The organism is Mycobacterium sp. GA-1285, assembly GCF_001499905.1.
In the GTDB taxonomy this organism is placed as follows: domain Bacteria; phylum Actinomycetota; class Actinomycetes; order Mycobacteriales; family Mycobacteriaceae; genus Mycobacterium.
This window is the reverse complement of record NZ_LQIS01000023.1, coordinates 196,397-220,010: the sequence shown is the minus strand read 5'-3', so window position 1 is coordinate 220,010 and position 23,614 is coordinate 196,397. Positions and strand designations below refer to the sequence as shown.

The 23,614-nt window shown below is 64.0% G+C and carries 22 protein-coding genes; 7 read left to right on the top strand and 15 right to left on the bottom strand.

Annotated elements, in window-relative coordinates:
* Positions 1 to 266: 266 nt before the first annotated feature.
* The 3 genes from AU193_RS14760 to AU193_RS14755 are packed head-to-tail and all read right to left on the bottom strand — an operon-like array spanning position 267 to position 6,279.
* Positions 267 to 3,680 (bottom strand): DEAD/DEAH box helicase family protein, encoded by a 3,414-nt coding sequence (locus tag AU193_RS14760; protein WP_064423095.1) that lies wholly within the window; start codon positions 3,678 to 3,680, stop codon positions 267 to 269.
* Positions 3,680 to 4,822 (bottom strand): restriction endonuclease subunit S, encoded by a 1,143-nt coding sequence (locus AU193_RS22855; RefSeq protein WP_082682981.1) that lies wholly within the window; start codon positions 4,820 to 4,822, stop codon positions 3,680 to 3,682. The genes AU193_RS14760 and AU193_RS22855 overlap by 1 nt, the downstream gene beginning before the upstream one ends.
* The gene (locus AU193_RS14755) at positions 4,819 to 6,279 is read right to left on the bottom strand and encodes a class I SAM-dependent DNA methyltransferase (RefSeq protein WP_064423094.1); all 1,461 of its coding nucleotides are present in this window, start codon (positions 6,277 to 6,279) and stop codon (positions 4,819 to 4,821) included. Before AU193_RS14755 ends, AU193_RS22855 begins: the two co-directional genes overlap by 4 nt.
* A 255-nt stretch (positions 6,280 to 6,534) precedes the next feature.
* On the opposite strand from AU193_RS14755, the gene AU193_RS23150 reads away from it, so the two are divergent.
* The gene (locus AU193_RS23150) at positions 6,535 to 6,912 is read left to right on the top strand and encodes a hypothetical protein (RefSeq protein ID WP_156425219.1); all 378 of its coding nucleotides are present in this window, start codon (positions 6,535 to 6,537) and stop codon (positions 6,910 to 6,912) included.
* Positions 6,913 to 7,003: 91 nt separating this feature from the next.
* Here AU193_RS23150 and AU193_RS14750 read toward each other — a convergent pair whose 3' ends face one another.
* Positions 7,004 to 7,435 carry a hypothetical protein gene (locus AU193_RS14750; RefSeq protein WP_156425218.1) on the bottom strand — a complete coding sequence of 144 codons (432 nt, stop codon included), beginning with the start codon at positions 7,433 to 7,435 and terminating at the stop codon, positions 7,004 to 7,006.
* Positions 7,436 to 7,597: 162 nt separating this feature from the next.
* Between AU193_RS14750 and AU193_RS14745 the strand changes: the two genes are divergently transcribed.
* Positions 7,598 to 8,203: a recombinase family protein gene (locus AU193_RS14745; RefSeq protein ID WP_064423092.1), complete on the top strand. Its 606-nt coding sequence runs from the start codon at positions 7,598 to 7,600 to the stop codon at positions 8,201 to 8,203.
* Positions 8,204 to 8,443: 240 nt separating this feature from the next.
* Here the strand turns inward: AU193_RS14745 and AU193_RS14740 are convergent, their stop codons facing one another.
* From AU193_RS14740 to AU193_RS14725, 4 genes are all read right to left on the bottom strand, one after another.
* Positions 8,444 to 9,355 (bottom strand): TIR domain-containing protein, encoded by a 912-nt coding sequence (locus AU193_RS14740; protein WP_064423091.1) that lies wholly within the window; start codon positions 9,353 to 9,355, stop codon positions 8,444 to 8,446.
* A 476-nt stretch (positions 9,356 to 9,831) separates the two neighbouring features.
* Entirely contained in the window at positions 9,832 to 9,993 is a 162-nt protein-coding gene (locus AU193_RS14735; protein ID WP_156425217.1) for a hypothetical protein, read from the bottom strand.
* 137 nt (positions 9,994 to 10,130) lie between these two features.
* Positions 10,131 to 10,490 (bottom strand): hypothetical protein, encoded by a 360-nt coding sequence (locus tag AU193_RS14730; protein ID WP_156425216.1) that lies wholly within the window; start codon positions 10,488 to 10,490, stop codon positions 10,131 to 10,133.
* Positions 10,487 to 10,792: a hypothetical protein gene (locus tag AU193_RS14725; protein WP_156425215.1), complete on the bottom strand. Its 306-nt coding sequence runs from the start codon at positions 10,790 to 10,792 to the stop codon at positions 10,487 to 10,489. Before AU193_RS14725 ends, AU193_RS14730 begins: the two co-directional genes overlap by 4 nt.
* Positions 10,793 to 10,974: 182 nt before the next feature.
* Between AU193_RS14725 and AU193_RS23435 the strand changes: the two genes are divergently transcribed.
* Positions 10,975 to 12,213 carry an HNH endonuclease gene (locus AU193_RS23435; protein ID WP_064423087.1) on the top strand — a complete coding sequence of 413 codons (1,239 nt, stop codon included), beginning with the start codon at positions 10,975 to 10,977 and terminating at the stop codon, positions 12,211 to 12,213.
* Between the two features lie 17 nt (positions 12,214 to 12,230).
* On the opposite strand, the gene AU193_RS23145 is transcribed toward AU193_RS23435, so the two are convergent.
* From AU193_RS23145 to AU193_RS14705, 4 genes are all read right to left on the bottom strand, one after another.
* Positions 12,231 to 12,371, bottom strand: a complete 141-nt coding sequence (locus AU193_RS23145) for a hypothetical protein (RefSeq protein ID WP_156425214.1) — start codon at positions 12,369 to 12,371, stop codon at positions 12,231 to 12,233.
* A 198-nt stretch (positions 12,372 to 12,569) separates the two neighbouring features.
* Positions 12,570 to 14,147, bottom strand: coding sequence for a GTPase (locus tag AU193_RS14715; protein ID WP_064423086.1), 1,578 nt, complete (start codon positions 14,145 to 14,147; stop codon positions 12,570 to 12,572).
* Positions 14,144 to 15,811: a dynamin family protein gene (locus AU193_RS14710; protein WP_064423085.1), complete on the bottom strand. Its 1,668-nt coding sequence runs from the start codon at positions 15,809 to 15,811 to the stop codon at positions 14,144 to 14,146. The genes AU193_RS14715 and AU193_RS14710 overlap by 4 nt, the downstream gene beginning before the upstream one ends.
* An 83-nt stretch (positions 15,812 to 15,894) precedes the next feature.
* Positions 15,895 to 16,311 (bottom strand): CBS domain-containing protein, encoded by a 417-nt coding sequence (locus AU193_RS14705; RefSeq protein WP_064423163.1) that lies wholly within the window; start codon positions 16,309 to 16,311, stop codon positions 15,895 to 15,897.
* Between the two features lie 126 nt (positions 16,312 to 16,437).
* On the opposite strand from AU193_RS14705, the gene AU193_RS14700 reads away from it, so the two are divergent.
* Positions 16,438 to 17,724 (top strand): hypothetical protein, encoded by a 1,287-nt coding sequence (locus AU193_RS14700; RefSeq protein ID WP_064423084.1) that lies wholly within the window; start codon positions 16,438 to 16,440, stop codon positions 17,722 to 17,724.
* A gap of 88 nt (positions 17,725 to 17,812) precedes the next feature.
* On the opposite strand, the gene AU193_RS14695 is transcribed toward AU193_RS14700, so the two are convergent.
* Genes AU193_RS14695 through AU193_RS14685 form a run of 3 tightly spaced genes read right to left on the bottom strand, consistent with a single transcriptional unit; the run spans position 17,813 to position 20,642 of the window.
* On the bottom strand, positions 17,813 to 18,901 hold the full coding sequence (locus AU193_RS14695; protein WP_064423083.1) for an adenosine deaminase: 1,089 nt from the start codon (positions 18,899 to 18,901) through the stop codon (positions 17,813 to 17,815).
* A gap of 14 nt (positions 18,902 to 18,915) precedes the next feature.
* Positions 18,916 to 20,223, bottom strand: a complete 1,308-nt coding sequence (locus tag AU193_RS14690; RefSeq protein WP_064423082.1) for a thymidine phosphorylase — start codon at positions 20,221 to 20,223, stop codon at positions 18,916 to 18,918.
* Positions 20,220 to 20,642 carry a cytidine deaminase gene (locus AU193_RS14685; protein ID WP_172798309.1) on the bottom strand — a complete coding sequence of 141 codons (423 nt, stop codon included), beginning with the start codon at positions 20,640 to 20,642 and terminating at the stop codon, positions 20,220 to 20,222. Before AU193_RS14685 ends, AU193_RS14690 begins: the two co-directional genes overlap by 4 nt.
* A 353-nt stretch (positions 20,643 to 20,995) precedes the next feature.
* Here AU193_RS14685 and sdhC point away from each other — a divergent pair, with 353 nt between their 5' ends.
* The 3 genes from sdhC to sdhA are packed head-to-tail and all read left to right on the top strand — an operon-like array spanning position 20,996 to position 23,587.
* The gene (gene sdhC / locus AU193_RS14680; protein ID WP_064423080.1) at positions 20,996 to 21,334 is read left to right on the top strand and encodes a succinate dehydrogenase, cytochrome b556 subunit; all 339 of its coding nucleotides are present in this window, start codon (positions 20,996 to 20,998) and stop codon (positions 21,332 to 21,334) included.
* Complete coding sequence (locus AU193_RS14675) at positions 21,331 to 21,819, top strand: succinate dehydrogenase hydrophobic membrane anchor subunit (protein ID WP_064423079.1); 489 nt, start codon at positions 21,331 to 21,333, stop codon at positions 21,817 to 21,819. The genes sdhC and AU193_RS14675 overlap by 4 nt, the downstream gene beginning before the upstream one ends.
* Before the next feature lie 13 nt (positions 21,820 to 21,832).
* Complete coding sequence (gene sdhA / locus AU193_RS14670; protein ID WP_064423078.1) at positions 21,833 to 23,587, top strand: succinate dehydrogenase flavoprotein subunit; 1,755 nt, start codon at positions 21,833 to 21,835, stop codon at positions 23,585 to 23,587.
* Positions 23,588 to 23,614 lie beyond the last annotated feature (27 nt).

Sequence of the window (23,614 nt, the reverse complement as noted above, 5' to 3'; positions counted from 1 at the left end):
ACTCTGCTGGAACTGGAGCTACCGTGATCGGTCGACGTGCAAGCCACTGCAGAGCCGATGACTAGGGCAGCGAGTGTTAAGGCTTGCGACCGCATCAGTCAGACATTACGCGAATGACGGTTTATCGACTCGGCGAAAAGGCCGAGGCCGCGCAACTGCTCGTCTGTGGACGGTGGCTGGTTCATCGACTGAAGCATTTGGTCCGTCAGCCCCGTTCAGGGGGTCGCCACGCGCCGGACTTGAAGCATCCCCTGCAGCATGCGCGCTCATACTGCCCGGTCGGCAGGTAAGGCGTTGGCCCGCACGGTGTTGAGGATGTCGACGATGTTGTCGACGTCGCCTTCGGTGAACATCGACTCGGGTCCGGTGGCGGCGTAGTCCCGGTAGGGGGACTCGTAGAGCCGGGCTGCTTCCATGACACCGTTGGCGGTCAGCTCGTCGACGATGAGGTTGATGAAGTGCAGCTGGTTGGTGTTGAACTTGGTGCCATCGAGGTAGCGCGCGAAGGCCTCTAGAGCGGCGTGGCGGTCCAAGCCAACAAGAGACCGGATGAACAATCCAAGGCCGTGTGACTGTTCCTTGGCTCGGGCGATGACTTCGGCATCTCCCGCCCCACTATCCACCAGCATCTGTTCAAGGGCCGCCAAGTCCTCCGGGGTGAGCGCCTTATTGCGGCGCAGTCTCTGAAGTGCCATATGGTCCTGGTGCTGCTTCAGGTATGCAGCGGCCTTGGCGCGGAATCGCTCCCAGTCTGTGCCGGGGGTAATGCCGGGCAGCTCGACGATCGTCGACTCGGTCAGCTCGTCCTGGAAGGACGTGTAAACCACGTCCTTCCTGCCCTTGTCGAGGAACTGCAGCAGGCCGCGCAGTCGTCGGCGGGCCACTTCCAGCATGGGCAGCGTGACGTCGACCCACCACTGGTCGCTGGCTACCTCGTCGAGCAGCTCCTGCTGGCCGGCCACCGAAGGAATCGTCGTCTTGCCCAGCAAGCCGTTGGCGATGTTCTGCACTTGTTCACGTAACCGTTCGGCGGCCCCGCTGTCACCCTGAAGCTGAGCGAGTTGGCGGCGAAGGATCAGTAGGTCGAACCGTTTGGCGTCCTCCTCGTCGTCCTTATGCGTCGAGGGCAGCCCGGCCAGATTCTGCGCGATCATGTCGGCGGCGTCGGAGGTCATCGGAGTCCAGGCCGACCACTGGGCGTAATGCTCGACGAGCTTGCGGTGTGGCCGCACCAGAAAGTTTTCCAAGTTCATCCCGGCCACGGTGGTGTGAAGCTGGCGAGCGATGTCGAAGCGCAAGCCGCGTTCGGTTTCGATGCCCGACCCCTCGGGCGGCTCCTCGCCCTCAGGCTTGTCTCGAGCATCCAACTCGGTGATCAAGCCCAGCCGGGTCTCGAACAGCCGCTGGTTCAGCGACTTCTGCAGTGAGCCTTCTGATCCAGGTAGGTCTTGACTGAAGAACTCCAGGTTCCCGCAGAAGTCGAAGACGTAGAAGTTCTGCTTGTCCTTGCCGGGGCCGAACAGGTCGGGGCGCAGCCGGGTACCACGTCCGATCATCTGCCAGAACTTCGTCTTGGACCGCACCGGCTTGAAGAACACGAGGTTGACCACCTCGGGCACGTCGATGCCGGTGTCGAGCATGTCAACCGAAATCGCGATGTGGGGTGCCTTCTCGGGGATCGAGAAGTCGTCAATCAGACTCTGCGCGTAGCTCATCCCGTGGGTGATTACCCGCGCGAAGTGTCCGGCGTACTCGGGGTACTGGATGTCGAACCGCTGCTGGATGAACTCCGCGTGCCGCTGGTTCTTGGCGAAGATGATGGTCTTGCCCAACCGGTCGCCGTCGCTGACCTTCTGCCCCTTGTCCATCAGGGTGGCCAACACCTGGTCAACGGTGTCCTCGTTGAACAAGAAGCGGTTGATCTCGTCCGCCGAGACTTCGTCGGGTGGGCCGTCCTCCCCCCACTCCAGGGCGTCCCATTCGTCTTTTTCTTCCTCGGACAGGTCGGCATACTTGATGCCCTGCCTCAGGAACTTCGTGCCGACCGAAACACCGACCGCTGGAACCAGAAACCCCTCGTTCACGGCGTCGTCGAGGCTGTAGGCGTCGGTAGGCACCCCGTCTTCGAGGTTGAACAGCCGGTAGGTGTTGTGGTCGACCTCATCTTTCGGGGTGGCCGTTAGTCCGACGAGGAGGGCGTCGAACCAGGAAAAGATGGCCCGGTACTTCTGGTAGACCGAGCGATGCGCCTCGTCGATGACCACGAGGTCGAAATGGCCGGGTCCGAAGATCCGAGTACCGGCGTCGGTGTTGTTGATCAGGTTCATCATGGTCGGGTAGGTGCACACGTACACTCGCCCGTCGCTCACCTTTTCGGTCAGAAGATTCACGGTGGTGATGTCTGGTAGGTGCGCTTTGAAGGCGTTGCCGGCCTGGACAACTAGAGCGGTGCGGTCGGCTAGGAACAACACGTTCTTAACCCAGCCGGCCTCCATCAACTGTTTCACCAAAGCGATGACAGTCCGGGTCTTCCCAGCCCCCGTAGCCATTACCAGCAAGGCCTGGCGCTGCTTGGCCGTGAAGGCGTCGTCGATGGCTCGGATGGCGTGGTGCTGGTAGTGCCGCTCCACGATGGCCGAGTCGATTAGCGCCTCGGTCAACGACTTTCGGGCATGGCGGCGGTGCAGCAGCAGCTCCAGCTCGTTGCGGGTGTAGAAGCCGTGGACCTCACGCGGCGGGTAGCCGCCCGCGTCGTCCCACAGCCAGTGTTGGTAGCCGTTGGTGTAGAAGATCACCGGACGCCGCCCGAATATCGCCTCCAGCCGGTCGGCATACAGCTTGGCCTGCTGCTGGCCTAACTGGGGACTCTTGCTGGTGCGCTTGGCTTCAACGACCGCCAGCGGCAGGCCGTCGGCACCCCACAGCACGTAGTCGACGTAGCCCTTGCCGTCCTGCGTGGGCATGCCGGTGACCTCGAACTCCCGGTCCTGCTTGTCGGTTAGTGGCCAGCCCGCCTCGGCCAGCAGCACGTCTATGAACCGGTCGCGGGTCTCAGCCTCGGAGTAGTCGCGGTCGTCGACTTTCTGGTTGGCGGCCTGCGCCGCCTTGATCTGCTCACGCAGCGCAGCTATCTCGACGTCCTTGGCTACCGCCAACTCGTCCTTCTCTGCCAGCGCCTTGGCGTACGCCTCGTCCTGCTCCTGGAACTTCTTGGCCAGCTGGGCCACCTCCTGCCGAGTCAGCGGGGCCGCCTTCTTGGCCAGCGCGGGATCGAACACCGCCTTCAGCGGCACCGCCTGCGGGTTGGTCGAGTGGTGAAAGGCCGCCCAGACCATCACATGGTGCAGCTCGCGAAGCGCGTCTAGGGCGGCCCGACGCGGGATCGGCTTCTGATCGTGCACCGCGTGGTTGCCAAGCTTGCGGATCAGGTTCAGCTTCGTCGCGACCCCAGTCCCAATCTTCGCCTTGAAGCGCGCGTCGTTGATTCGCGCCGACAGGTCGTCCTGATACGGCACCGGCAGCGCCAAGACGCCGTATAGGTACTTCACCAGGTGCTCAACCGCCCGGCGGCTGTAGATGCAGGCCGACCGGGGGTCGCCGAGAGCGTAGCTTTCGGCGCGGGCGCAATCAGCATGTACCTCCAGCCAGCCGACCCTCTCAAGGAAGCCGAAGTTGCTCATCAGTGCCCCGCTGCGCACAGTCGGCCTGAAAACGCAGATGAGCAAACAGACTGGAAGTGGTAATGCAGCAGTGATAACGACTCTTCTGCTCGAACTTTGGCACGAAGTACGGACTCAATGCGTGCACTGAACTCTGTCTGAAGTTCGATGGGGGGCCAAAGTAGATCAATTTCCGCAGCCTTTGCACTGCTGAAATAAGAGATTGTTGAAGTCCCCGCAAGTGACGCGAAGAAACTAGGGTGCTTGGCCTGGAGACTTACAGCAATGTAGAGAGTCGACGCACGATCGGCGGGAACGATTCCATAAAATTGCTGATTTACGAACACTGGCACACGATTCACCGCAACCCGACCTAGCGATCCCGCACAGCTTAGCAACACACTGTCCGGCGGAATGAGTCGGTTCGAGCGCACACGAACACCGTCGATATCGACTTGCAACTGCGATCTTGATATTTCGAGACCCTCCAGGTCAGGAAGCGTGACCCATGGAACAGCACCACCGAACTCCAGCGGCTTATCTCTCGTAGGGACAATGATTTTCGCGACTTCGCCAATCGTGGTTTTCGGAAACCCGAAGCTGTTCGACCGGTCGTCGTTGAACATGTCGTAGTAGATCGACGAAACAAGGCGATCAAACTCGACAAGTGTCTGGCGACGTTTGGCCCTGAGGGCGTCGGCTTGGTCGAGTATCGTGGCGATCCGCCGCTGCTCGTCAAGTGGTGGCAATGGAATGACGAAGTTCTCAAGTGCTTTAGGGCTGAGGCGGGGCAGGTTGGCACCCGTCGCCCGCGAAGCTGCGAAGGCGACAATGTCGGGCTGGTTCAGGTAATGGAACAGAAAGTCTCGATCCAGTTCCGGACCGGGAAGCACTGGAAGGATGTCAGTGCTGCACACTCCGGATTCGTTGGGCCGCGCTATTTTTCCAAGGTTTGGTCGTAGCTTCCCATAAAGCAGATGCTCGGGGGAGAATCGAAACTTCGTACTCTTGATGCCGGCGCTCCCTAGCGTCTCGTCGCCGAGGATGCGGCCACCCCGCTCAATGTGTTCCAACCCGATATAGCGGGTCGCAGGATCAACCTTCCTGGGATCAACCGCGCTTCGGCTGATAGTCGCGACCTGACCCAGAGGAAGTCTTTTCACGACAACATCGCCTTCAAATCAGCGAGGCCCTGGATGATCTCCTGTTCGAGCTTCTCGATGTCGGTGATGATTTCCAGGGGTGGTCGATACTCGACGTCGTCGTAGACGGTCTCCTTATAGCGGCTGATGGATAAGTCGTAGCCCTCTGCCACGATGTCGGCCTTTGACACGCAGAAAGATTGCTCGGTGCGCGCCCGGCCCCGCTCGGCGGTTGTTCGCTGCTTCCAGCAGGTGAGGACGTCCGGTAGGTCATTGGTCTCCACGGGGGTCCGCTTGTCGTCGAGGGAGTAACCGTCGGCTCGGACGTCGTAGAACCAGACGTCCTCGGTGCCGCCAGAATTGGTCTTTGTGAACAGCAGGATGGCGGTCGACACTCCCGCGTAGGGCCTGAAAACCCCGGACGGCAGCTTGACCACGCCATCCAATTTCTGATCCTCGACGAGGGTGCGCCGCAGTGCCTTATGGGCACCCGTCGATCCGAACAGGACACCCTCGGGGACGATGACCGCCGCTCGGCCTCCCGCCTTCAGCAACCTCAGAAACAAAGCAAGGAAAAGAAGCTCGGTCTTCTTGGTCTTGACCACCCGCTGGAGGTCCTTGGACGTTGATTCGTAGTCCAGGCTCCCGGCGAAAGGAGGGTTGGCCAGGATCACGGTGTACTTCTCCGCCTCGCCACTGGCCCCCTCGGATAGTGAGTCGCGGTAGCGGATGTCAGGAGCCTCTACTCCATGCAGCAACATGTTCATGCTGCCGATCCGCAGCATGGTGGCGTCGAAGTCGTAGCCGTGGAACATACTGCGGTGGAAGTGCTGGCGCTGGGCGGCATCGGTCAAGACATTGGAGTGGTTGTCGCGCAGGTACTCGGCGGAGGCCACGAGGAAGCCCGCCGTGCCGCAGGCTGGGTCGCAGATCTCGTCCGTCGGCTGCGGGGCGACCATGTCGACCATCAGCTTGATGATGTGGCGTGGGGTGCGGAACTGGCCGTTCTGACCGGCGGTGGCGATCTTGGACAGCATGTACTCGTAGAGGTCGCCGTTGGTGTCGCGCTCGGCCATCGGGATCTCGTCGAGCATGTCGACCACCCGCGACAGCAGCTGCGGGGTGGGGATGGTGAACCGGGCGTCCTTCATGTGCTCGCCGTAGGTGGACCCGTCGCCGCCGAGGGTGCGCAGGAATGGGAACACCTTCTCGCCGACGGTCTTGTACATCAGCGCCGGTTCGTTGTTCTTGAACACCGACCAGCGCAGGTTCTGCTGATCGGGGCCGAAGGTGAGGCCCTCGGCGGCCTTGCCGGTGCGGCGGGCTTTCTTCTCGGCCAAGACGTCGAGGTCGTCGAGGCGGCGAATAAAGAGCAGGAAAGTGATCTGCTCGATCACCTCCAGCGGGTTGGAGATGCCACCGGACCAGAAGGCGTCCCACACCCGGTCAACCTTGTTCTTCAGCTCCCCGGTGATCACCCCACCACCCCCATGTGTCTAATAGGCATTGAACCGGACTTTATACATTGCGTGGGCGACAGATGGGCGTGCAGGCCGAACGATGCGAAGCATTCGCATCCATCGACAAGGGGCGGTTTCGACAGCCACGGGGAGGCCATTCAGGCCCACTTGTTCTGGGTGTCACGACGTTTTCAATATGTTGATTCGCCAGCACCCTGCTTCTCGCCTATCTGATACTTGCCGCGCTGGCCCAACTTTCTCGGTGGAGGATAGATGCGAGACGCCAAAGGCGGCACCGACAAGTGGTGCCCCTCCTGCGAAAAAGTACGAGTCGTCAAAGCGGTAGACCCCACGACCCTGTTCGAGGATCGCGGCCAGCACAGATTCTTCACCGACCATCCCGATATTCACTGGTTCAGGCGAGGCCAGATTTGCCAAACGTGCGGGCTTGATTGGACTTCAGCTGAACTTCCAGAGTCTTTCCTCGACGAACTCGTTCGCCTCAGGGACATGGTTTCCAAACTGAAGTCAAACATTGAAGCGTATGTCGAAGCCGCCGATCAAGCCGAAAGCAGATTGGCTGATGTACGCGCAACGATGAGCGACCTGGACAGAGCAACGGAAGCGCGACTGATCAAGATCAACCCCTAGGCGTGACCGTGTGATGAGCCGCTTGACAATCGGTCGATGTGATTCGCCCCCATCCGCAATGACACGAGCATCGTGTGACAGATGTCGTCGATCATGGACGGTGGTATTCGAACGCCTGGTTGTCCCTCTTCTTGATGAGGACTCCCACTGGGATGGGACGGTCGAGTCGACCGGGATGCGGCTCCGCAGGACGGCGCGCAAGCGCACCCAATGACGCCTGCGCGATCGTGACGAGGTACCGGCTGCCGTCGCCATACGGATCGATCGCGAGCCAGAAGGGGCTGGTGTCCTTACGCTTCCGAACCTCGACCACCCACGGGCTGTCCTCGTGCCCGTCGACGTAGAAACCGTTGAGCCGTGGCGCGGACCGGCGCAGGCCGAGGTAGACCTGAACGTTGTTCCACAGGTCCTTCTCGTAGGTGGTGTTGATGGTGCCCACCTCCTGCCAGTGCGATCCAGGGCTGGCACTGCCGAGGACGACGTCACGGGTGGTGGTCGAAATCCAGACTTTCGGGGTGGTCATGAACCCATCATGCTGATCCAGCCCGACACGAAGCCGCGTCTCGCAAACGATCACATCTGAGACTGGGCGGTCCCAGATCCCGCATCGCTCGGAGCACCAGGTCGTAGTGTCTTAAATGTTGGTCTCAGAAATAGATGTCTCGATACGCGCGTTGCGACCGTTATGAGTCAGGGCGAGAACGGGTCCCGCAAGCCGACGGGGACCCGCATCGGATACACCCGGGTCTCGACCGTCGCCCAGACGCTTGATCAACAGAACGAGGCCCTCGCCGCCGCTGGGGTCTCCAAGGTTTTCTCTGACGTCATGTCCGGCGCACGTGACGACCGGCCAGGCCTCACGGCACTCCTGGGCTACGTCCGCGAGGGCGACGCGGTCGTGGTGTGGAAGCTCGACAGGCTGGGGCGCAACATGCTGCACGTCTTGCAGACCGTCAAGGCGCTGACGAATCGAGGCGTCACCCTCGTCTCGGTCACCGATGGCATCGACTCCTCCACTCCCGCCGGGCGGATGATGATCGGCGTCCTTGGGTCGCTCGCCGAGTATGAGCGCGAACTGGTCAAGGAGCGCACGGCGCTGAAGCGGACAGCATCGCGGGCCAACGGGACGAGGTTCGGTAGGCCTCGCAAGGTCACCGACGCCGAGCACATCGCCACTGCGAGGCGGATGAAGGCCGATGGTCACACCGCCCGAGACATCGCCAAGTACCTCGGGGTCAGTCGAGCGACCTTATATAGGTATCTAGACGAATCCCTCGTGACAAAGGCGTAACGGGCTGCATTCAGCCGGGGGCATGTCCGACATGAGCGTGGGCCGCGTCGCTCGTGACCGTTCGGCACGGACTCCTCACACCACTAACCCAACTCGCCTTTCAGCAGTCCCATTGATTCCGTCGTGGAAGCGAGTCAACCTGCGGGTACCTTCGTTTAGGAGGGAGGGAACTACGACACCGCCGCCTCTTTCCTCAGGTGAGCGACCCTCGCACGGGCGGCAGGAAAGCCTCGTCCGTCTTCAGCCCTCGATTTTGGTCAGCCGGTTGTCGTCCGCTCTAACCCGAACGGGTTCCTGAATGTGGCTGCCGAACTTGATGACCGCAACGGCGTCATGGCCCTGCCCATCAACTTCGATTACTCGACCGTCCCCAAAGGACGAATGGGATACTTCATCGCCTGGCGCTAAATCCAACGGACGTTCCCATCGCGGGTGTTGACCCAAGCGTTCAGCCGATCGCGGGGCGAAGAATACGTCGAAAGCTCGGTCTCCTGCCCTAGGCGCTTCGCGCTGCATCCACAGCCAGTTCACGAGATTCTGCGTATCGGACTGGCTGGCGGCCGCCCCCTGGTCTCGTGCGATGTCGCGCACCAAGGTGAGTATCTCGTCGAGGACATCGTCCCTGTTTCTTGGCGGCGTCGGGGTTTCTGCCTTCACGGCGACCCTGGCTTCGTTGAAGCGTTGCTCGTATTCATTCCAAGAACGGCCAAAGCGCCGCTTCACCGAGTCAACGTCCACGCCTACAACCTTCGCGACCTCGGTCAAGATGTACTCGACGCCGTCCCTGTTGAGCAGGCTCGCCTGGAATTGCGCGAGTGGTCCCGTGACCTCACTCTTGCGCTCGAAGTCCACTAGACACGGCGCAACTCGAACCGCTGCGTTTCCAAGGTTCTTAGAAAGCGCTCCGGCCTCGTAGTTAAGCCACTGTGAAGTCTGATTTTGCTGAGTGACGACGATGATGCCGAACGACGTGCCGTCCAACTCCTCTGCTATTTTGGCCAGGTTTCGCTCGCCAGCCCCGATGTTCTCCTCGCTCATGAACGGCTCTACGGCATCGAAGGTTTCTTTGATCAACTCCTGCCATATGCGAGCAACCCCCTTTGCTAACTCCCCCGACCACGAGATGAACACCTTGAACTTGTCTCCCGCCACGGGGAGAAAGTACAACGCGAGAGCGGCTCAGAAGCGAAGACGGGCCGGTCCTGGTTGATCTGCTTCCAATGCCGGGGTCACGGCAGCGGCTACACAATCTGGCACTGCGGACCTGCGCACCTGACGATATTGCTATCTACGGTCCGCCGCTGCGGGCCGCATTGCTGTAATTTGAGGCGGCGACGTCTAGAACTAATGCACACTCAGCAGTTGTGCGGGGCGATGTCCCTGACCATGTAGGGGTCGTAACCGCCACTTACGACGTACTCAGTCACGGAACTGATGCAGTTGGTGTCGTCACTGGTCAGCGTAAGGTCAGCAACTATTGCGCAGGAAGCGTCGCGGTAGGTGCCCGCATGGTCCACCACCTGTCGAATGAGCAGTTGCCAAGTTCGCAGTAGGCATCAGCATGGGCAGGGGGAACCGCCCACGGCGACGGCATCAACAGGGCAGAATCGGCGGACAAGAGTTAGACATCAGAAGTTTTCGTCATACTCACAGTTCCCGGGGAGGCGCATTTCAGTGATGACCTGCAACGCCTCTTGACTGGAAACGCCATATCGATTCGAGAGATTGTCGAGGATTTGGCCATCCGACCAGCCCAGCAGGATGTCCTCGCAGGCGTTTGTGGTGATCATGCTGTCATGGTTGGGAGTGATGTCAGCGTGAGCCGAGGCAGGTAGACCCAGGCCAATTACCACAGCCGATATCGTCCCGGCTACAACAACTACCGCCTTCATGAGCGTGGCCCAACCCTTCGCCGTGGCAAAGGTGGTTACACCGGATTGACAACCCACTGACCGTCCTTCCAATAGATCTCCACCGGGTACGAGTCAACGCCACCGCCCAGCCCAGCCGGACGGTAGTGCCGGGCGGTCCCGTGTCCAAGCGGCATCCACCTATTCTCCGCGTGGGACCAATGCGAGACGCCGTCCCAACTGATGTTCTCCACCGTCAGCTCGCACATGATCTGAACATGATCGGGATAGTCGAGGGAGGTGGCGTAGTAGTTCGACTCGACCGTTGGTGTCCATGCACATGCCACCGCTGGCGCACTTGTGGAGATCAATCCGCCGCCTACTGCTACAAACATCATCGCGGTAGCGACGGTTCGATTGACCAACGTCTGATTCACTGGGCCATCTCCGGGCAGACGTCGAGGTAGACAGCGCGAGCGATCTGTTCAGCGGTTGCGAGGCCGAAGTCGTACTCATCGGCGATGCCATAGGCCGACGATCCCTTGCATACGGCTTCGGCGGCCAGCGCCACAGGGATGCCGCGACTATTGACCAAGTAACCCAGGTCGTGGTTTCTCAGCGCATCGACGTATGGGTCTGCCCAGTCGAACTCGCCTTCGCAGCAGTTCCCCTGCGCTACCGGAGCGAGCCACAGAGAAAGAGATGCACCGGCGAGCGCCATGATGGACAAGTTCTTCATAAGCAGTCCCCCCTTTGCCGCGAGCACGCTTGGCGGCCTTGCAGCAAATTCAAACAGTCCCCGTATTAATCGCCCCCCGACAATTTCATGTTACGACCGTCGCCAGCGAAGTTCGAGGACTCGTATAGGAAGCACCTTCGCATCTGACCTTCGATGTCGTCAGGGTTCGCTACATTCCCGTCGTGGCACTTTCCGACATCACTCGCGAAGCCGTCCTCCGAGCGATGGACGAGTACGACGAGCTAGGTGCCGATCAGTTCCTAGCCCGCTACGGGTTCGCAGCCGCGAGGCTGTATCGCGTCGCCGAGCACGGACGACAGTACGACTCGAAGGCGATCGTAGGCGTCGCGCACGGCTACGCCACCGGGCAGTTCCTTACGGCGAGCGACTTCTCTGGCGGTCAGCAGACAGTCGTAAAGACCCTGCGAGCACTTGGTTTTAGCTTCTCGCCCGCTAGGGTCGACGACACCCGCGCCTGGCTGGTGACCACCAAGTCGGATTACCGACGCTTGGGCGGCTACACGAAGTACGACGACGACCCGTCCAGCCACTACAGCTACGACAGCAACGTCGCCAACTCGAAACAGGTAGCTGTCGGCGACCGCTTGGTCTTCTGGGACGAGGTGAGCCTCATCGGCGCTTCAGCAATAGCCAGCATCCACGAATGGCCAGGCACCAAGATGATTAGCCGATGCCCGAACTGCTCGACGACGAACATCGCGGCGCGCAAGACCAAATCACCGCGATTTCGCTGCGATGACTGCCGCGCCGAGTTCGAGGTGCCCGTCGTTGAGGAGGTCGAGGTAACGCGATACCGGACCGATCACCAGCAGGGCTGGGTTGACCTGGCCGGTGTCTTGGACGGCTCGACACTGAGAGAGTTAACTGGCTACTCGCAAAACAGCATCCGACGCATCGACTGGAGCCTATTCGCAGCAGCTGTTGAGGCGGGCGCTGGACCCAGCGCCCTCACTCCAGTAACCATCGCTCACGCTCAAACCATCAGCGGCGGGCACACCGTCCGTCAGGTGAGCGTGCGCATTGGCCAGCCCGCCTTCCGAGCGGAGCTGGTGCGCAAGTACGGGGCAGTCTGCGCCTTCTCCGGACCGACTCCCGCTGAGGCGCTGGAAGCCTGCCATTTGTACAGCTACGCCGAGATCGGGCGTCACGACGTCGAAGGCGGGTTGCTGTTGCGCCGCGACCTGCACCGCCTCTTCGACCAGGGCCTCCTCGCCGTCACGAGCGACGGCACTGTTGATGTGGCGGACTCGCTCAAGCCCTACACGCTGTACTACGAGATGCATGGCAAGAAGCTCCACGTCGCCACGACAGCACGCCAGCGTGTGTGGCTCGCCCGGCACTGGGCCGAGTGGAGGAACCTGTCCAGCGTGCTGTCGCCTATGACGGCCTTAAGCCATTGACAGACGGCAGCAGATGCTCAAGTACTCACTATCCGATTGCGCTCGTCGAGGAGCTGGTCGATGACGGTGGAAGTCAATGGACCGCCCTGCTCAACGATGGAGCGCCGGACGAGGGCAACCAGCCGGATCTCGTTGTCGACCGCCTCAACATCGCGCACCCTCCGAGCCTACGATCAACGTGAGCGGGTAGCGCGCACCCTGTCGTCCGCCAAGGTTCGAAGAGTGCGGAACCGTTATTGACACCCAGTCGAGGCGGGCGACCCGGTGCAGCTTTCGCCGATCCGAACGACCAATCTGAACCAAGGTTTTCAGGGCTTTTGGCGACCCACGGCGTGATCGCCGACATCACGCCATCGTCACCGCAGCCGATGGACCGCGGCGGCCAGCTCGTCGTATACCGACAGCTCCGCCCGTAGCGGCGAAAGGACGAACTCCTCGCCGACCGCCTCGACCCGCCGGCCCAGTTCGGCTCTCGCACGTCGCCTGCGCCGGGACGCGCCGAACGCGACGAACGGTCTGATCAGAATACGCAGCGCCAAGCCCGCCGCGAGTCCTCCGACCAGCAGCACTGTCGGCCAGGAGAACGGGCCGAGGAGGGGCGCATCGAGATCGATCTGCAGGTATGCGAGGACGGCGAGCACCCCGAGCCACACGGCGCCTGCAAGTGCAGCCACCAGGAGCACCCACTGGACCGCCCCCGCCGCACGCCACCATCGCGGCGGCCGATTCGAGCCGAGGTCCGCGCCACCGACCGCTCGGTCCAAGGCATCAGGCACGGCACCCACGTGTGACTTGGCCGCTTCGAGAAGTAACCGCGGCCAGGGTGCCGGTAACCCGCCCGACGCGGTGTCGGCGAGTGAGCGGACAGCGCTGTCCACGCCCGCGCGCGAGACCGCAGATGCCGAAGGCAACGAGGTCCGGCGGAGTATTTCATCTCCGGCGCTTGACTGCCCTATGCCCAAGCGACGCAACGGGTCCGGCCGCAGATGATGTATCCACCGCAGCGGCGGCCAGCCAACCGCCGCCAGACCGCGTCGCTCGTAAGCGCGGCCAACGGCACCGACTACGACGGGAACGCCTGCAGCCTCGGCGAGGGCGGCTTGCAGGCGCTGCTCGCCGTCGCGCAGTCTGGGTACGGATCTCCGCTGCGGTACCAGCGGTGCGAGGCGTGCAGCCTTCGAGTCCAGATCTGCACTCACCCTTGCCGTTCGCACCTTATGGTCGGCCACGGTCGACGCAAGAAATTCGCGCAACGGCGCCACCCCATCCGGTGTTACCGCCGACGTCGCGAGGACAGGCACGCCGCCCAGCCCGTCTTCGCCGAGCAGTCGGGTGAGGTCTCGTATACACGCAGCCAAATCGGTGTCGGACAGCCGATCCGACTGATTGAGGGCTACGACCATCACGTCACGGTGTGCGGCCAGCGGGCGCAAGTAGTCGTCATGGAGGACAGCGTCGGCGTACTTCTGCGGGTCCAACACCCAGATGAAGGCGTCGACGAGACGGACCAGCCGATCCACTTCAGCCCGGTGCGAGAACTGGGTGGAGTCGTGGTCGGGTAGATCGAGAAGCACCAACCCGGCAAGCTCCGGTGCAGCTGCTGGATCGCCATACTGCCGGGTCTTGATCTCCAGCCAGTCCAGGAGTTCCGTCGCACCATCGCGGCCGAAGACAACCGCTTGAGTCTCGGAGGTGGTCGGCCGTCGAACGCCGACAGCGGCCAGCTGCGCGCCGGCAACAGCATTGAACAGAGAAGACTTTCCGCTGCCCGTCGCCCCGGCCAGCGCGACGACGGTGTGCTCGCCCGACAGGCGCAGTCGGCTGCCGGCCCGCTCGTCCAGATCGCGCAGCTCGGAAAGGACATCGTCGGAGAGCCGACCGGACCCCAGTGTCACTACCGACGACAGCGCCGCCAGCCGGTCGACGAGCGTCACTGCAGCACCGCCGCGACGCGATTTGCGGCCGCCCGCAGTTCGTCGCCCGACACCAGCGCCGAGGCGGAACTCAGCACGTCGCCGTAGCGGGCGGCGTCTTGGCGCAGCAGCCCGTCGACTCGAGCCAGGAGTTCCTCGCGGGCCTGGCGGGCCAGTCCGCGGACCGCTTGTTCGCCGAAGATCGCTTCCAGCACTTTCTGACTGGCGACGGTCGTTCCCCCTGCGACCGCGATTTCGGCGCCGGTCAGTCCGGCTGTCTGGCTGAAGACTGCGAGCATGACGACCAGCCCGGCGCCGTTCACGCCGTACGAAGCCAACCGCGCCCCCGAGCGCTTCGACGCGCCTTCGGTGCGAACAAGCTCCAGCACGAATTCCTGCCAGTCGCGGACGAGCCGCTCGACAGCATCCTCGAGGCCGGCAGCCGGCCGCGCCAGCTCGTCGGTCAGCAGCGGGGCGCCGGCCTGGTGCCGCGCCCAACACGCGTACGTCACCTCCGCGGCCTCTTCCGCTGCCGCCCGGACGACTGTCGCGATGCCTGTCTCCAACGCCTCCCCGAGTTCCTCCACCGGTGTCGACCGCCCCGTGACCGCCGCCAACATGCGGTCCCGAATCCGCCCGACCCGCGATTCCAGCTTGCGCAGAAACTCCCCCGTACCGACCACGTCCTGCCAGCGGGCCAGCACCTCGCCGCGCAGCAGCGTCCCGTCGCGAACCGCCTCGTCAACGCGCGCGAGCGCGTCGCCGTACGCCGACGACACGCACGACTCCAGTTGCGAGCGCACCGCGAATTGATCGTCGGCCGCTTCGGCCAGTGCATACGTGCGGGGCGCCAGGCTGCGCAGCGCTCCGTCGAGCGTGTAACGCACCACGGCCACCCGTTGCTCAGCGTCGGCGGTGAGACTGTCCAGCCACGAGCGAATGGGTGTTGTCGCCTTGTCCCGCAACCGCCCGGCGCGCAGGCCCTGCTCGGCGATCACGAACAGCGGCGCGCCGCCCAATCCGTTCGCTGCCAGCATGTCGGACAAGTGCGCCGCCACATCCCTTACCGCCTCCGGCGGGCATCGATTCAGCACGATGGCGATCGCGGTACCCCGGTCGCGGGCGGTATGAAGCAGTTGCCACGGCACCGCATCGGCGTACCGGGCCGCGGTTGTCAGGAAGATCCACAGGTCGGCCGCGGCCAAGAGAGTGGACGCCAACTCGCGGTTGGTACTCACGACGCTGTCGATGTCGGGGGCGTCGAGCAAGGCCAGACCGGGCCCGATACCTTCGTGCGGCACCAGGCGCAGACCGTCCGGCCCGGACGATCGCGGTAGTTGCGGAAGAATCCGGTCGTCGGTGAACCACCTTAGGTCTGACGGGTGGCACACGATTGCGGGGCCGCGGGTCGTGGGCCGCAGCACTCCGGCCGGGCTGACGTCGGCGCCGACCAGCGAATTGACCAGCGTGGACTTCCCCGCGCCAGTCGAGCCGCCGACCACCGCCAGCAGTGGGGCGTCGATGCTCCGCAGCCGCGGAACGAGGTAGTCGGCCAGCTGCCCGGTCAGCTCGCGCGCGTCACGTTCGGCCGACCAGGCCGACGGCGCAGGCAGCGGGAACGACGTCCGGCCCAGTACTTCACCCAGAGCGGTTACCACGTCGACGAGGTCGGTGGCTTCCGTCATCGCTTCAGCCTGCCCTACGCGCGTCGCTGAGGCGGTCTCGTTCGCCGCGAAAGGTGCCGGTCAGGTCACAGCAGCATCGTTGACTAATCGGATTCCAGGTCCGCGCCGGCGCCGTAAACACCGAGCAGGTCGCGTGCCGAGACGATGCCCACCAGCTCGCCGTCCTGCTCCACCAGGACGTGGCGGATGTAGCGGTCCATCATCTGGACCGCCACCTCGTTGACCGTGGCGTCGGCGTCGCACCACACCAACTTCTTGCTGGCCACCTCCAGTGCCGGCCCCGACAGATCCTGACCGGCGGCCACGGCTCGCACGACGTCCCGCTCCGACACCAGTGCCGAGGGTCGCTCGTCATCTCCGACCACGATCGCACCGACTTCGTGCCTGACGAGGGCATCGGCGGCCTCGACGATCGTGGCGCTCGCCGGCACTCGAGCCACCGGGTCACCGATGACGTCAGAAACCAGTGTCGAGCCTGGGGAAGGAAGATTGTCGGTCATGTCCGCCATGCTGCCATCCCGGCCCGGCATCACGCGGCGGTGAGCACCAGCTTCAACGCGCTCCGCTCGGGCGTCGTCACCTGCTGGACGAACGCACTCGCAGGCAGGGTGGCTATTGTGTGCCGCATGGCTGCTGACATCGTGCCGATCCGGCTCGGCTTGACCAAGGGCGACCTGTACACGTTATGGGCTCCACGGTGGCGTGATGGCGGCGACGAATGGGAGGCCTTCCTCGGCAAGGACGAGGATCTGTACGCGTTCGAGTCGGTCGCCGACCTGGTCGCGTTCGTCCGAACCAACAAGGACAACGACCTGGCCGACCATCCCACGTGGGCCGAGTTCACCGAGGCGAACGCGCACCGCCTGGATCCGGCCGAGGAGCACCGGTACGACGTCATCGGTGTGCCGGAGATCGTCGCGGAAAAGGTCAGCGAGGACGCCGTGCGGCAGCTGCACCGCACACTGGCGATCGTCTCCTCGCTCGGCTCGGTGTGCGAATTACCGGTTGTCACAAGGTTTTTCAACGGTAATCCGGTGCTGGGCACGCTCGGCGGCGGGATCGACGCCTTTTCCGGCCGCAGCGGACGCAAGCGGTGGGGCGAAATCGAGGCGGTCATCGCCCGGGCCTGGGACAACGTCGTCGACGCCCTTGACGGGGTGGTCACCACGCCCGACGTCGACGCCACCGCCTCGCAGAAGGCGGAAGCCGAATTGGCCGAGCCGGCACCAGAGCCCGAAGACGAGGTCTCCGAGGACGACGAGAGCTCCGAGGTCTCGGAGAGCTCCGAGGGCTCCGAGGAGGACGCCGCCGAAGAGGAGTCCGACGCCCTGACCGCCCAGGCGCAGAGTCAGGTGCTGGGCAGCGACGAGGACTTCTGGCTCAAGGTCGGCATCGACCCGGTGCGGATGATGACGAGCGCGGGCACTTACTACACGCTGCGCTGCTACCTCGACGATCAGCCGGTCTTCCTCGGCCGTAACGGCCGCATCAGCGTCTTTGGCTCCGAGCGGGCGCTGGCGCGCTACCTGGCCGACGAACACGACCACGACCTGTCCGGGCTGGCCACCTACGACGACATCCGCACGGCCGCCACCGACGGCTCACTGCAGGTCGAGGTCACCGAGGACAACATCTACGTGCTGACCGGCATCGTCGACGACCTCGCGGACGGACCCGACGCGCTGGACCGCGACCAGTTGGAGCTCGCCGTCGAACTGCTTCGCGATGTCGGCGACTACTCGGAGGACACGACCGTCGACCAGGCCCTCGATCCGGATCAGCCGCTCGGAAGGCTGATCGCACACGTCCTGGACCCCGACACGGTGCGCGCGCCGAGCCCGCCGTACGCCAAGGCCGTCGAACAGTGGGAGGCGCTGGAGGCGTTCGTCGAATCCCGGCTCCGCCCCGAATAAGGGCCACTCGTCAACCGCGAGCGACCGCGAACTGTCACGCGCACGCGGCGTGTCCGTGGGCAAACGCGGCCGCTCGCGGAGGGATAACTCAGCCGATCAGCACGGCGTAGCGCGGCTTGATGACGTCGTCGATGAGCGACAGGCGCTCGTCGAACGAGATGAACGCCGACTTCATCGCGTTGATCGTGAACCGCTGCAGATCGCTCCAGCCGTAACCGAACGTCTCGACCAGCCGCAGCATCTCCTGGCTCATCGTGGTGTCGCTCATCAGCCGGTTGTCGGTGTTGACGGTGACACGGAAGCGCAGCCGCGCCAGCAGATCGAACGGATGCTCGGCGATGCTGGCCACCGCGCCGGTCTGAACATTGGACGACGGGCACATCTCGAACGGAATCCGCTTGTCGCGCAACAGCGCCGCGAGCTGGCCCAGCTGCGGGGTGCCGTCGGGTGCGACGGTGATGTCGTCGACGATCCGCACCCCGTGGCCGAGGCGGTCGGCACCACAGAATGCGATCGCCTCGTGGATCGACGGCAGACCGAACGCTTCCCCCGCGTGAATCGTGAAGCGCGCGTTGTTGCCTCGCATGTACTCGAACGCGTCGAGGTGTCGCGTCGGCGGGTGGCCGGCTTCCGCGCCTGCGATGTCGAAACCGACCACGCCCTTGTCGCGGAACCGGATTGCCAATTCGGCGATCTCCAAGGAGCGTGCCGCGTGCCGCATCGCGGTCACCAGACAGCGCACGGTGATGGTCCGCCCTTCGGCGCTGGCCGCCTTCTCGCCGTCGGCGAACCCGGCCATCACCGCGTCGACGACCGCGTCCAGCGACAGGCCGCCGTCGATGTGCAGCTCGGGGGCGAAACGGATCTCGGCGTAGACCACGTTGTCGGCGGCCAGATCCTCGACACACTCGTAGGCCACCCGGTGCAGGGCCTCGGGTGTCTGCATGACGCCGACGGTGTGGGCGAACGGCTCCAGATAGCGCACCAGTGACCCGCTGTGCGCGGCGGTGCGGAAGAACGTCGCCAGCTCGTCGACGTCGGTGGCCGGCAGGTCGTCGTAACCGGTCTCCTCGGCCAGCTCGAGGACGGTCGCGGGGCGCAGGCCGCCATCCAGGTGGTCGTGCAGAAGCGCCTTGGGTGCATGTCTGATCGAGTCCAGCGTCAGGGGCGTGGTCATCTCGCTCTCCGGTTCTAGTCTCCGCTCGTGATTCGGTCGATGATCAGCGGACGCGGCGGCGGTGCGGCGTCGCCGACGGCCCAGCCGCCGTCCAGTTCGGCGATCGCCGCCTCGAAACGCTCGGGGGTCTCGGTGTAGAGGGTGAACAGCGGCTCCCCGGCCCTGACCGGTTCGCCAACCCGCCGGTGGATGTACAACCCGGCACCCGGCTGGACCCGCTCACCAGGAGCGGAGCGGCCCGCTCCGAGCCGCCACACCGCCAGACCCACCGCCATCGCGTCGATGCTCTCCATCCTGCCATCGCGCGGCGCCGTGACGGTCTCGGCGTGCGGACCCACCGGCAGAGCCTGGGCGACGTCCCCGCCCTGCGCGGCGACAAGATCGCGGAACCGGTCCATCGCCGATCCATCCTGCAGCGTTTGGGCCGGGTCAATGCCGTCGATGCCGGCGGCGTCCAGCATCTCGGCGGCCAGAGCCAGCGTGAGCTCCACGACGTCGGACGGACCGCCGCCGGAGAGCACCTCCAGCGATTCGGCCACCTCCACGGCATTGCCGACGGCGTGGCCCAGCGGGGTGGACATGTCGGTCAGCACCGCCCGGGTGGACAGGCCGTGCGCGACGCCCAGTTCGACCATCGTGCGGGCCAGTTCCCGTGACTGTTGCTCAGTCTTCAGGAAGGCGCCTGAACCGACCTTGGTGTCCAGCACCAGCGCTCGGGCCCCCTCGGCGATCTTCTTGCTCATCACCGAACTCGCGATCAACGGCAGGGACTCGGTGGTCGCGGTGATGTCGCGCAGCGCGTAGATCTTCCGGTCGGCAGGGGCCAACTCGCCCGCCGCGAAGATCGCCGCGCCCAGCCCGCAAAGTTGTTGTCGGATCTGGTGTTTGGAGATCTCGGCGGTGAAGCCGGGTATGGACTCGAGCTTGTCAAGCGTGCCGCCGGTGTGGCCGAGACCGCGCCCGGCGGCCTGCGGCACCGCACCGCCGCATGCCATCACCACCGGCACGAGCGGGATGGTGATCTTGTCCCCGACACCGCCGGTGGAGTGCTTGTCCACCAGCGCGAGAGGCTTTCCACCCCGGCGAAGATCTGTGAAGTCCAGCCGCTCGCCGGAGTTCACCATCGCAGCTGTCCACCGGGCGATCTCAGCCGACGTCATACCGCGCAGGAAGATCGCCATCAACAACGCCGACATCTGCTCGTCGGCCACCCGGCCGTGGGTGTACGCGTCGATCACCCAGTCGATCGCCGCGTCCGAGAGCACTCCGCCGTCGCGCTTCGTCCGGATGACGGTCGGCGCATCAAATGTGAACTGCGTCACCGAGTTTCCCCGCCCCGCGCCCGATCCCGTCGGGCCAGGTCGTGAGGGCCGAACGCATCGGGCAGCAGATCGGCCAGCGGCCGCGGTCCGCTCGGATGGTCGATCAGCATCTCCGGTCCCCCGTGTTCGAGCAGCACCTGGCGGCACCGGCCGCACGGCATCAGCACCTCCCCCGCGGCGTCGACGCACGACAGCGCGATCAGGCGTCCACCACCGCTGGAATGCAGGTCGCAGACCACCGCGCACTCCGCGCAGAGACCAAGGCCATATGAGACATTTTCCACATTGCAACCGGTGACCACCCGCCCGTCGTCGACCAGCGCGGCAGCACCGACCGCGAAGCCTGAATATGGTGCGTAGGCCGTCTCTGATACCTGGGTTGCCTTGTACCGCAACGAATTCCAGTCGATATCGGACATCATCCCACCTCGCCGGACCGGTTCTGAATGCATTCCGATGTCCCCTCCGCGAAGCCGGGAAACGGAGTAGGCCATCCTAACTTCGGCGTTTTCGAAGACATCGACGGCTAAACCGTAGTTCGTTTAGCAGTACAACTGGGTTTAGAGTCGCCCCGAGGTTTGGGTGAAGTCGCGAACCGGACCGACCGCCAGGAAGGACCCCTGCCGCCCGGTGCAGCTCGGAAGCCCAATCGTCCACCGAAGGCGTTGGAGGCCAGATGAGTACTCAGATTTCGGGGGGACCGCCCGGGCCCTCCGCGGCTCCACGACCGCGACCGTCTCGCAGACGGACCCTCTACCGCGGCGATCCCGCGATGTGGTCGTGGGTCCTGCACCGCATCACCGGTGCGACGATCTTCTTCTTCCTGTTCGTCCACGTGCTCGACACGGCGCTGGTGCGCGTCAGCCCGCAGGCCTATAACGAGGTCATCGAGACCTACAAAACTCCGCTGATCGGGCTGATGGAGATCGGTCTCGTCGTCGCGGTGCTCTATCACGCCCTGAACGGCATCCGGGTGATTCTCATCGACTTCTGGCAGCACGGCGCGCGCTATCAGCGGGCGATGCTGTGGATCGTGATCGGCGTCTTCCTGGCGATCTTCATCCCGTCCGTCGGCATCATCGGCATGCACATGGCGGAGCGGTTCCTGTGAGCGCGCCGGCCGGGCCCTCGAGAGCCTGGACGCCGCACCACCGCGAGGGCCGCATCGCCCCGGTGATGCAGAAGGAGCATGACCGGCCGGCCGGCCTGGACCATCCGCGGGCACCACGCCGACCGCGCGGCATCCCCTATTTCGAGAAATACGCGTGGCTGTTCATGCGGTTCTCGGGCGTGGCGCTGGTCTTTCTTGCCTTGGGCCATCTGTTCGTGATGCTGATCTGGGAGGACGGCGTCTACCGCATCGACTTCAACTACGTCGCCGAGCGCTGGGCGTCGCCGTTCTGGCAGATCTGGGACATGGCGCTGCTGTGGCTGGCCCAACTGCACGGCGCCAATGGCCTGCGCACCATCATCGGCGACTACGCGCGCAAGAACACCACGAAGTTCTGGCTGAACTCGCTGCTTCTGTTGGCGACGGGATTCACCCTGGTGCTGGGCAGTTACGTGCTGGTCACCTTCGACGCGAACATCTCATGAGGGCGAGCTTCACATGATTCAGGAACATCGCTACGACGTCGTCATCGTCGGCGCGGGCGGCGCGGGTATGCGCGCCGCGGTGGAGGCGGGTCCGCGGGCCCGCACCGCGGTGCTGACGAAGGTGTACCCGACGCGCAGCCACACCGGCGCGGCGCAGGGCGGCATGTGCGCCGCGTTGGCCAACGTCGAAGAGGACAACTGGGAGTGGCACACGTTCGACACCGTCAAGGGCGGCGACTACCTCGCCGACCAGGACGCGGTCGAGATCATGTGCAAGGAAGCCATCGACGCGGTGCTGGACCTCGAGAAGATGGGGATGCCGTTCAACCGCACCCCCGAGGGCCGCATCGACCAGCGCCGCTTCGGCGGGCACACCCGCGACCACGGCAAGGCTCCGGTGCGCCGGGCGTGTTACGCCGCCGACCGCACCGGCCACATGATCCTGCAGACGCTCTATCAGAACTGCGTCAAGCACGACGTCGAGTTCTTCAACGAGTTCTATGCGCTCGACATCTCGATCACCGAGACGCATTCCGGCCCGGTGGCCACCGGCGTCATCGCCTACGAGCTGGCCACCGGCGACATCCACATCTTCCACGCCAAGGCCATCGTGTTCGCCACCGGCGGGTCGGGCCGCATGTACAAGACCACCTCCAATGCGCACACGTTGACCGGCGACGGCCTGGGGATCGTGTTCCGCAAGGGACTTCCGTTGGAGGACATGGAGTTTCACCAGTTCCATCCGACCGGTCTGGCCGGCCTGGGCATCCTGATATCCGAGGCAGTGCGCGGCGAGGGCGGCCGGTTGTTGAACGGCGACGGCGAGCGCTTCATGGAGCGCTACGCGCCGACGATCGTCGACCTGGCGCCGCGCGACATCGTCGCCCGGTCGATGGTGCTCGAGGTGCTCGAGGGTCGCGGCGCGGGGCCGAACAAGGACTACGTCTACATCGACGTGCGCCATCTCGGCGAGGACGTCCTCGAGGCGAAACTTCCCGACATCACCGAATTCGCCCGTACCTACCTCGGCGTCGATCCGGTCAAGGAGTTGGTGCCGGTCTACCCGACGTGTCACTACGTGATGGGCGGCATCCCGACCAACGTCAAGGGTCAGGTGCTACGCGACAACACGACGATCATCCCCGGCCTGTACGCCGCCGGTGAATGCGCCTGCGTGTCCGTGCACGGCGCCAACCGCCTGGGGACCAACTCGCTGCTGGACATCAACGTGTTCGGCCGTCGCGCGGGCATCGCCGCGGCCAACTACGCTCTCGGTCACGACCATGTTCCGCTGCCGGAGAATCCGGCGGGCATGGTGGTCGAATGGGTGGGTGACATCCTCTCCGAGCACGGCAACGAACGCGTCGCCGACATCCGCGGCGCTCTGCAGCAGTCGATGGACAACAACGCCGCGGTGTTCCGCACCGAGGAGACGCTCAAGCAGGCGCTCACCGACATCCACGCACTCAAGGAACGGTACTCGCGAATCACGGTGCAGGACAAGGGCAAGCGCTACAACAGCGACCTGCTCGAGGCGATCGAGCTGGGCTTTCTGCTCGAGCTCGCCGAGGTCACCGTGGTCGGGGCGTTGAACCGCAAGGAGTCTCGGGGCGGGCACGCCCGTGAGGACTACCCCAACCGCGACGACACCAACTACATGCGCCACACCATGGCCTATAAGGACGGCACGGACCTTCTGTCCGACATCCGGCTGGACTACAAGCCCGTGGTTCAGACCCGCTATGAGCCGATGGAACGGAAGTACTGATCTATGACTTCTGACGAGCACTTGTGT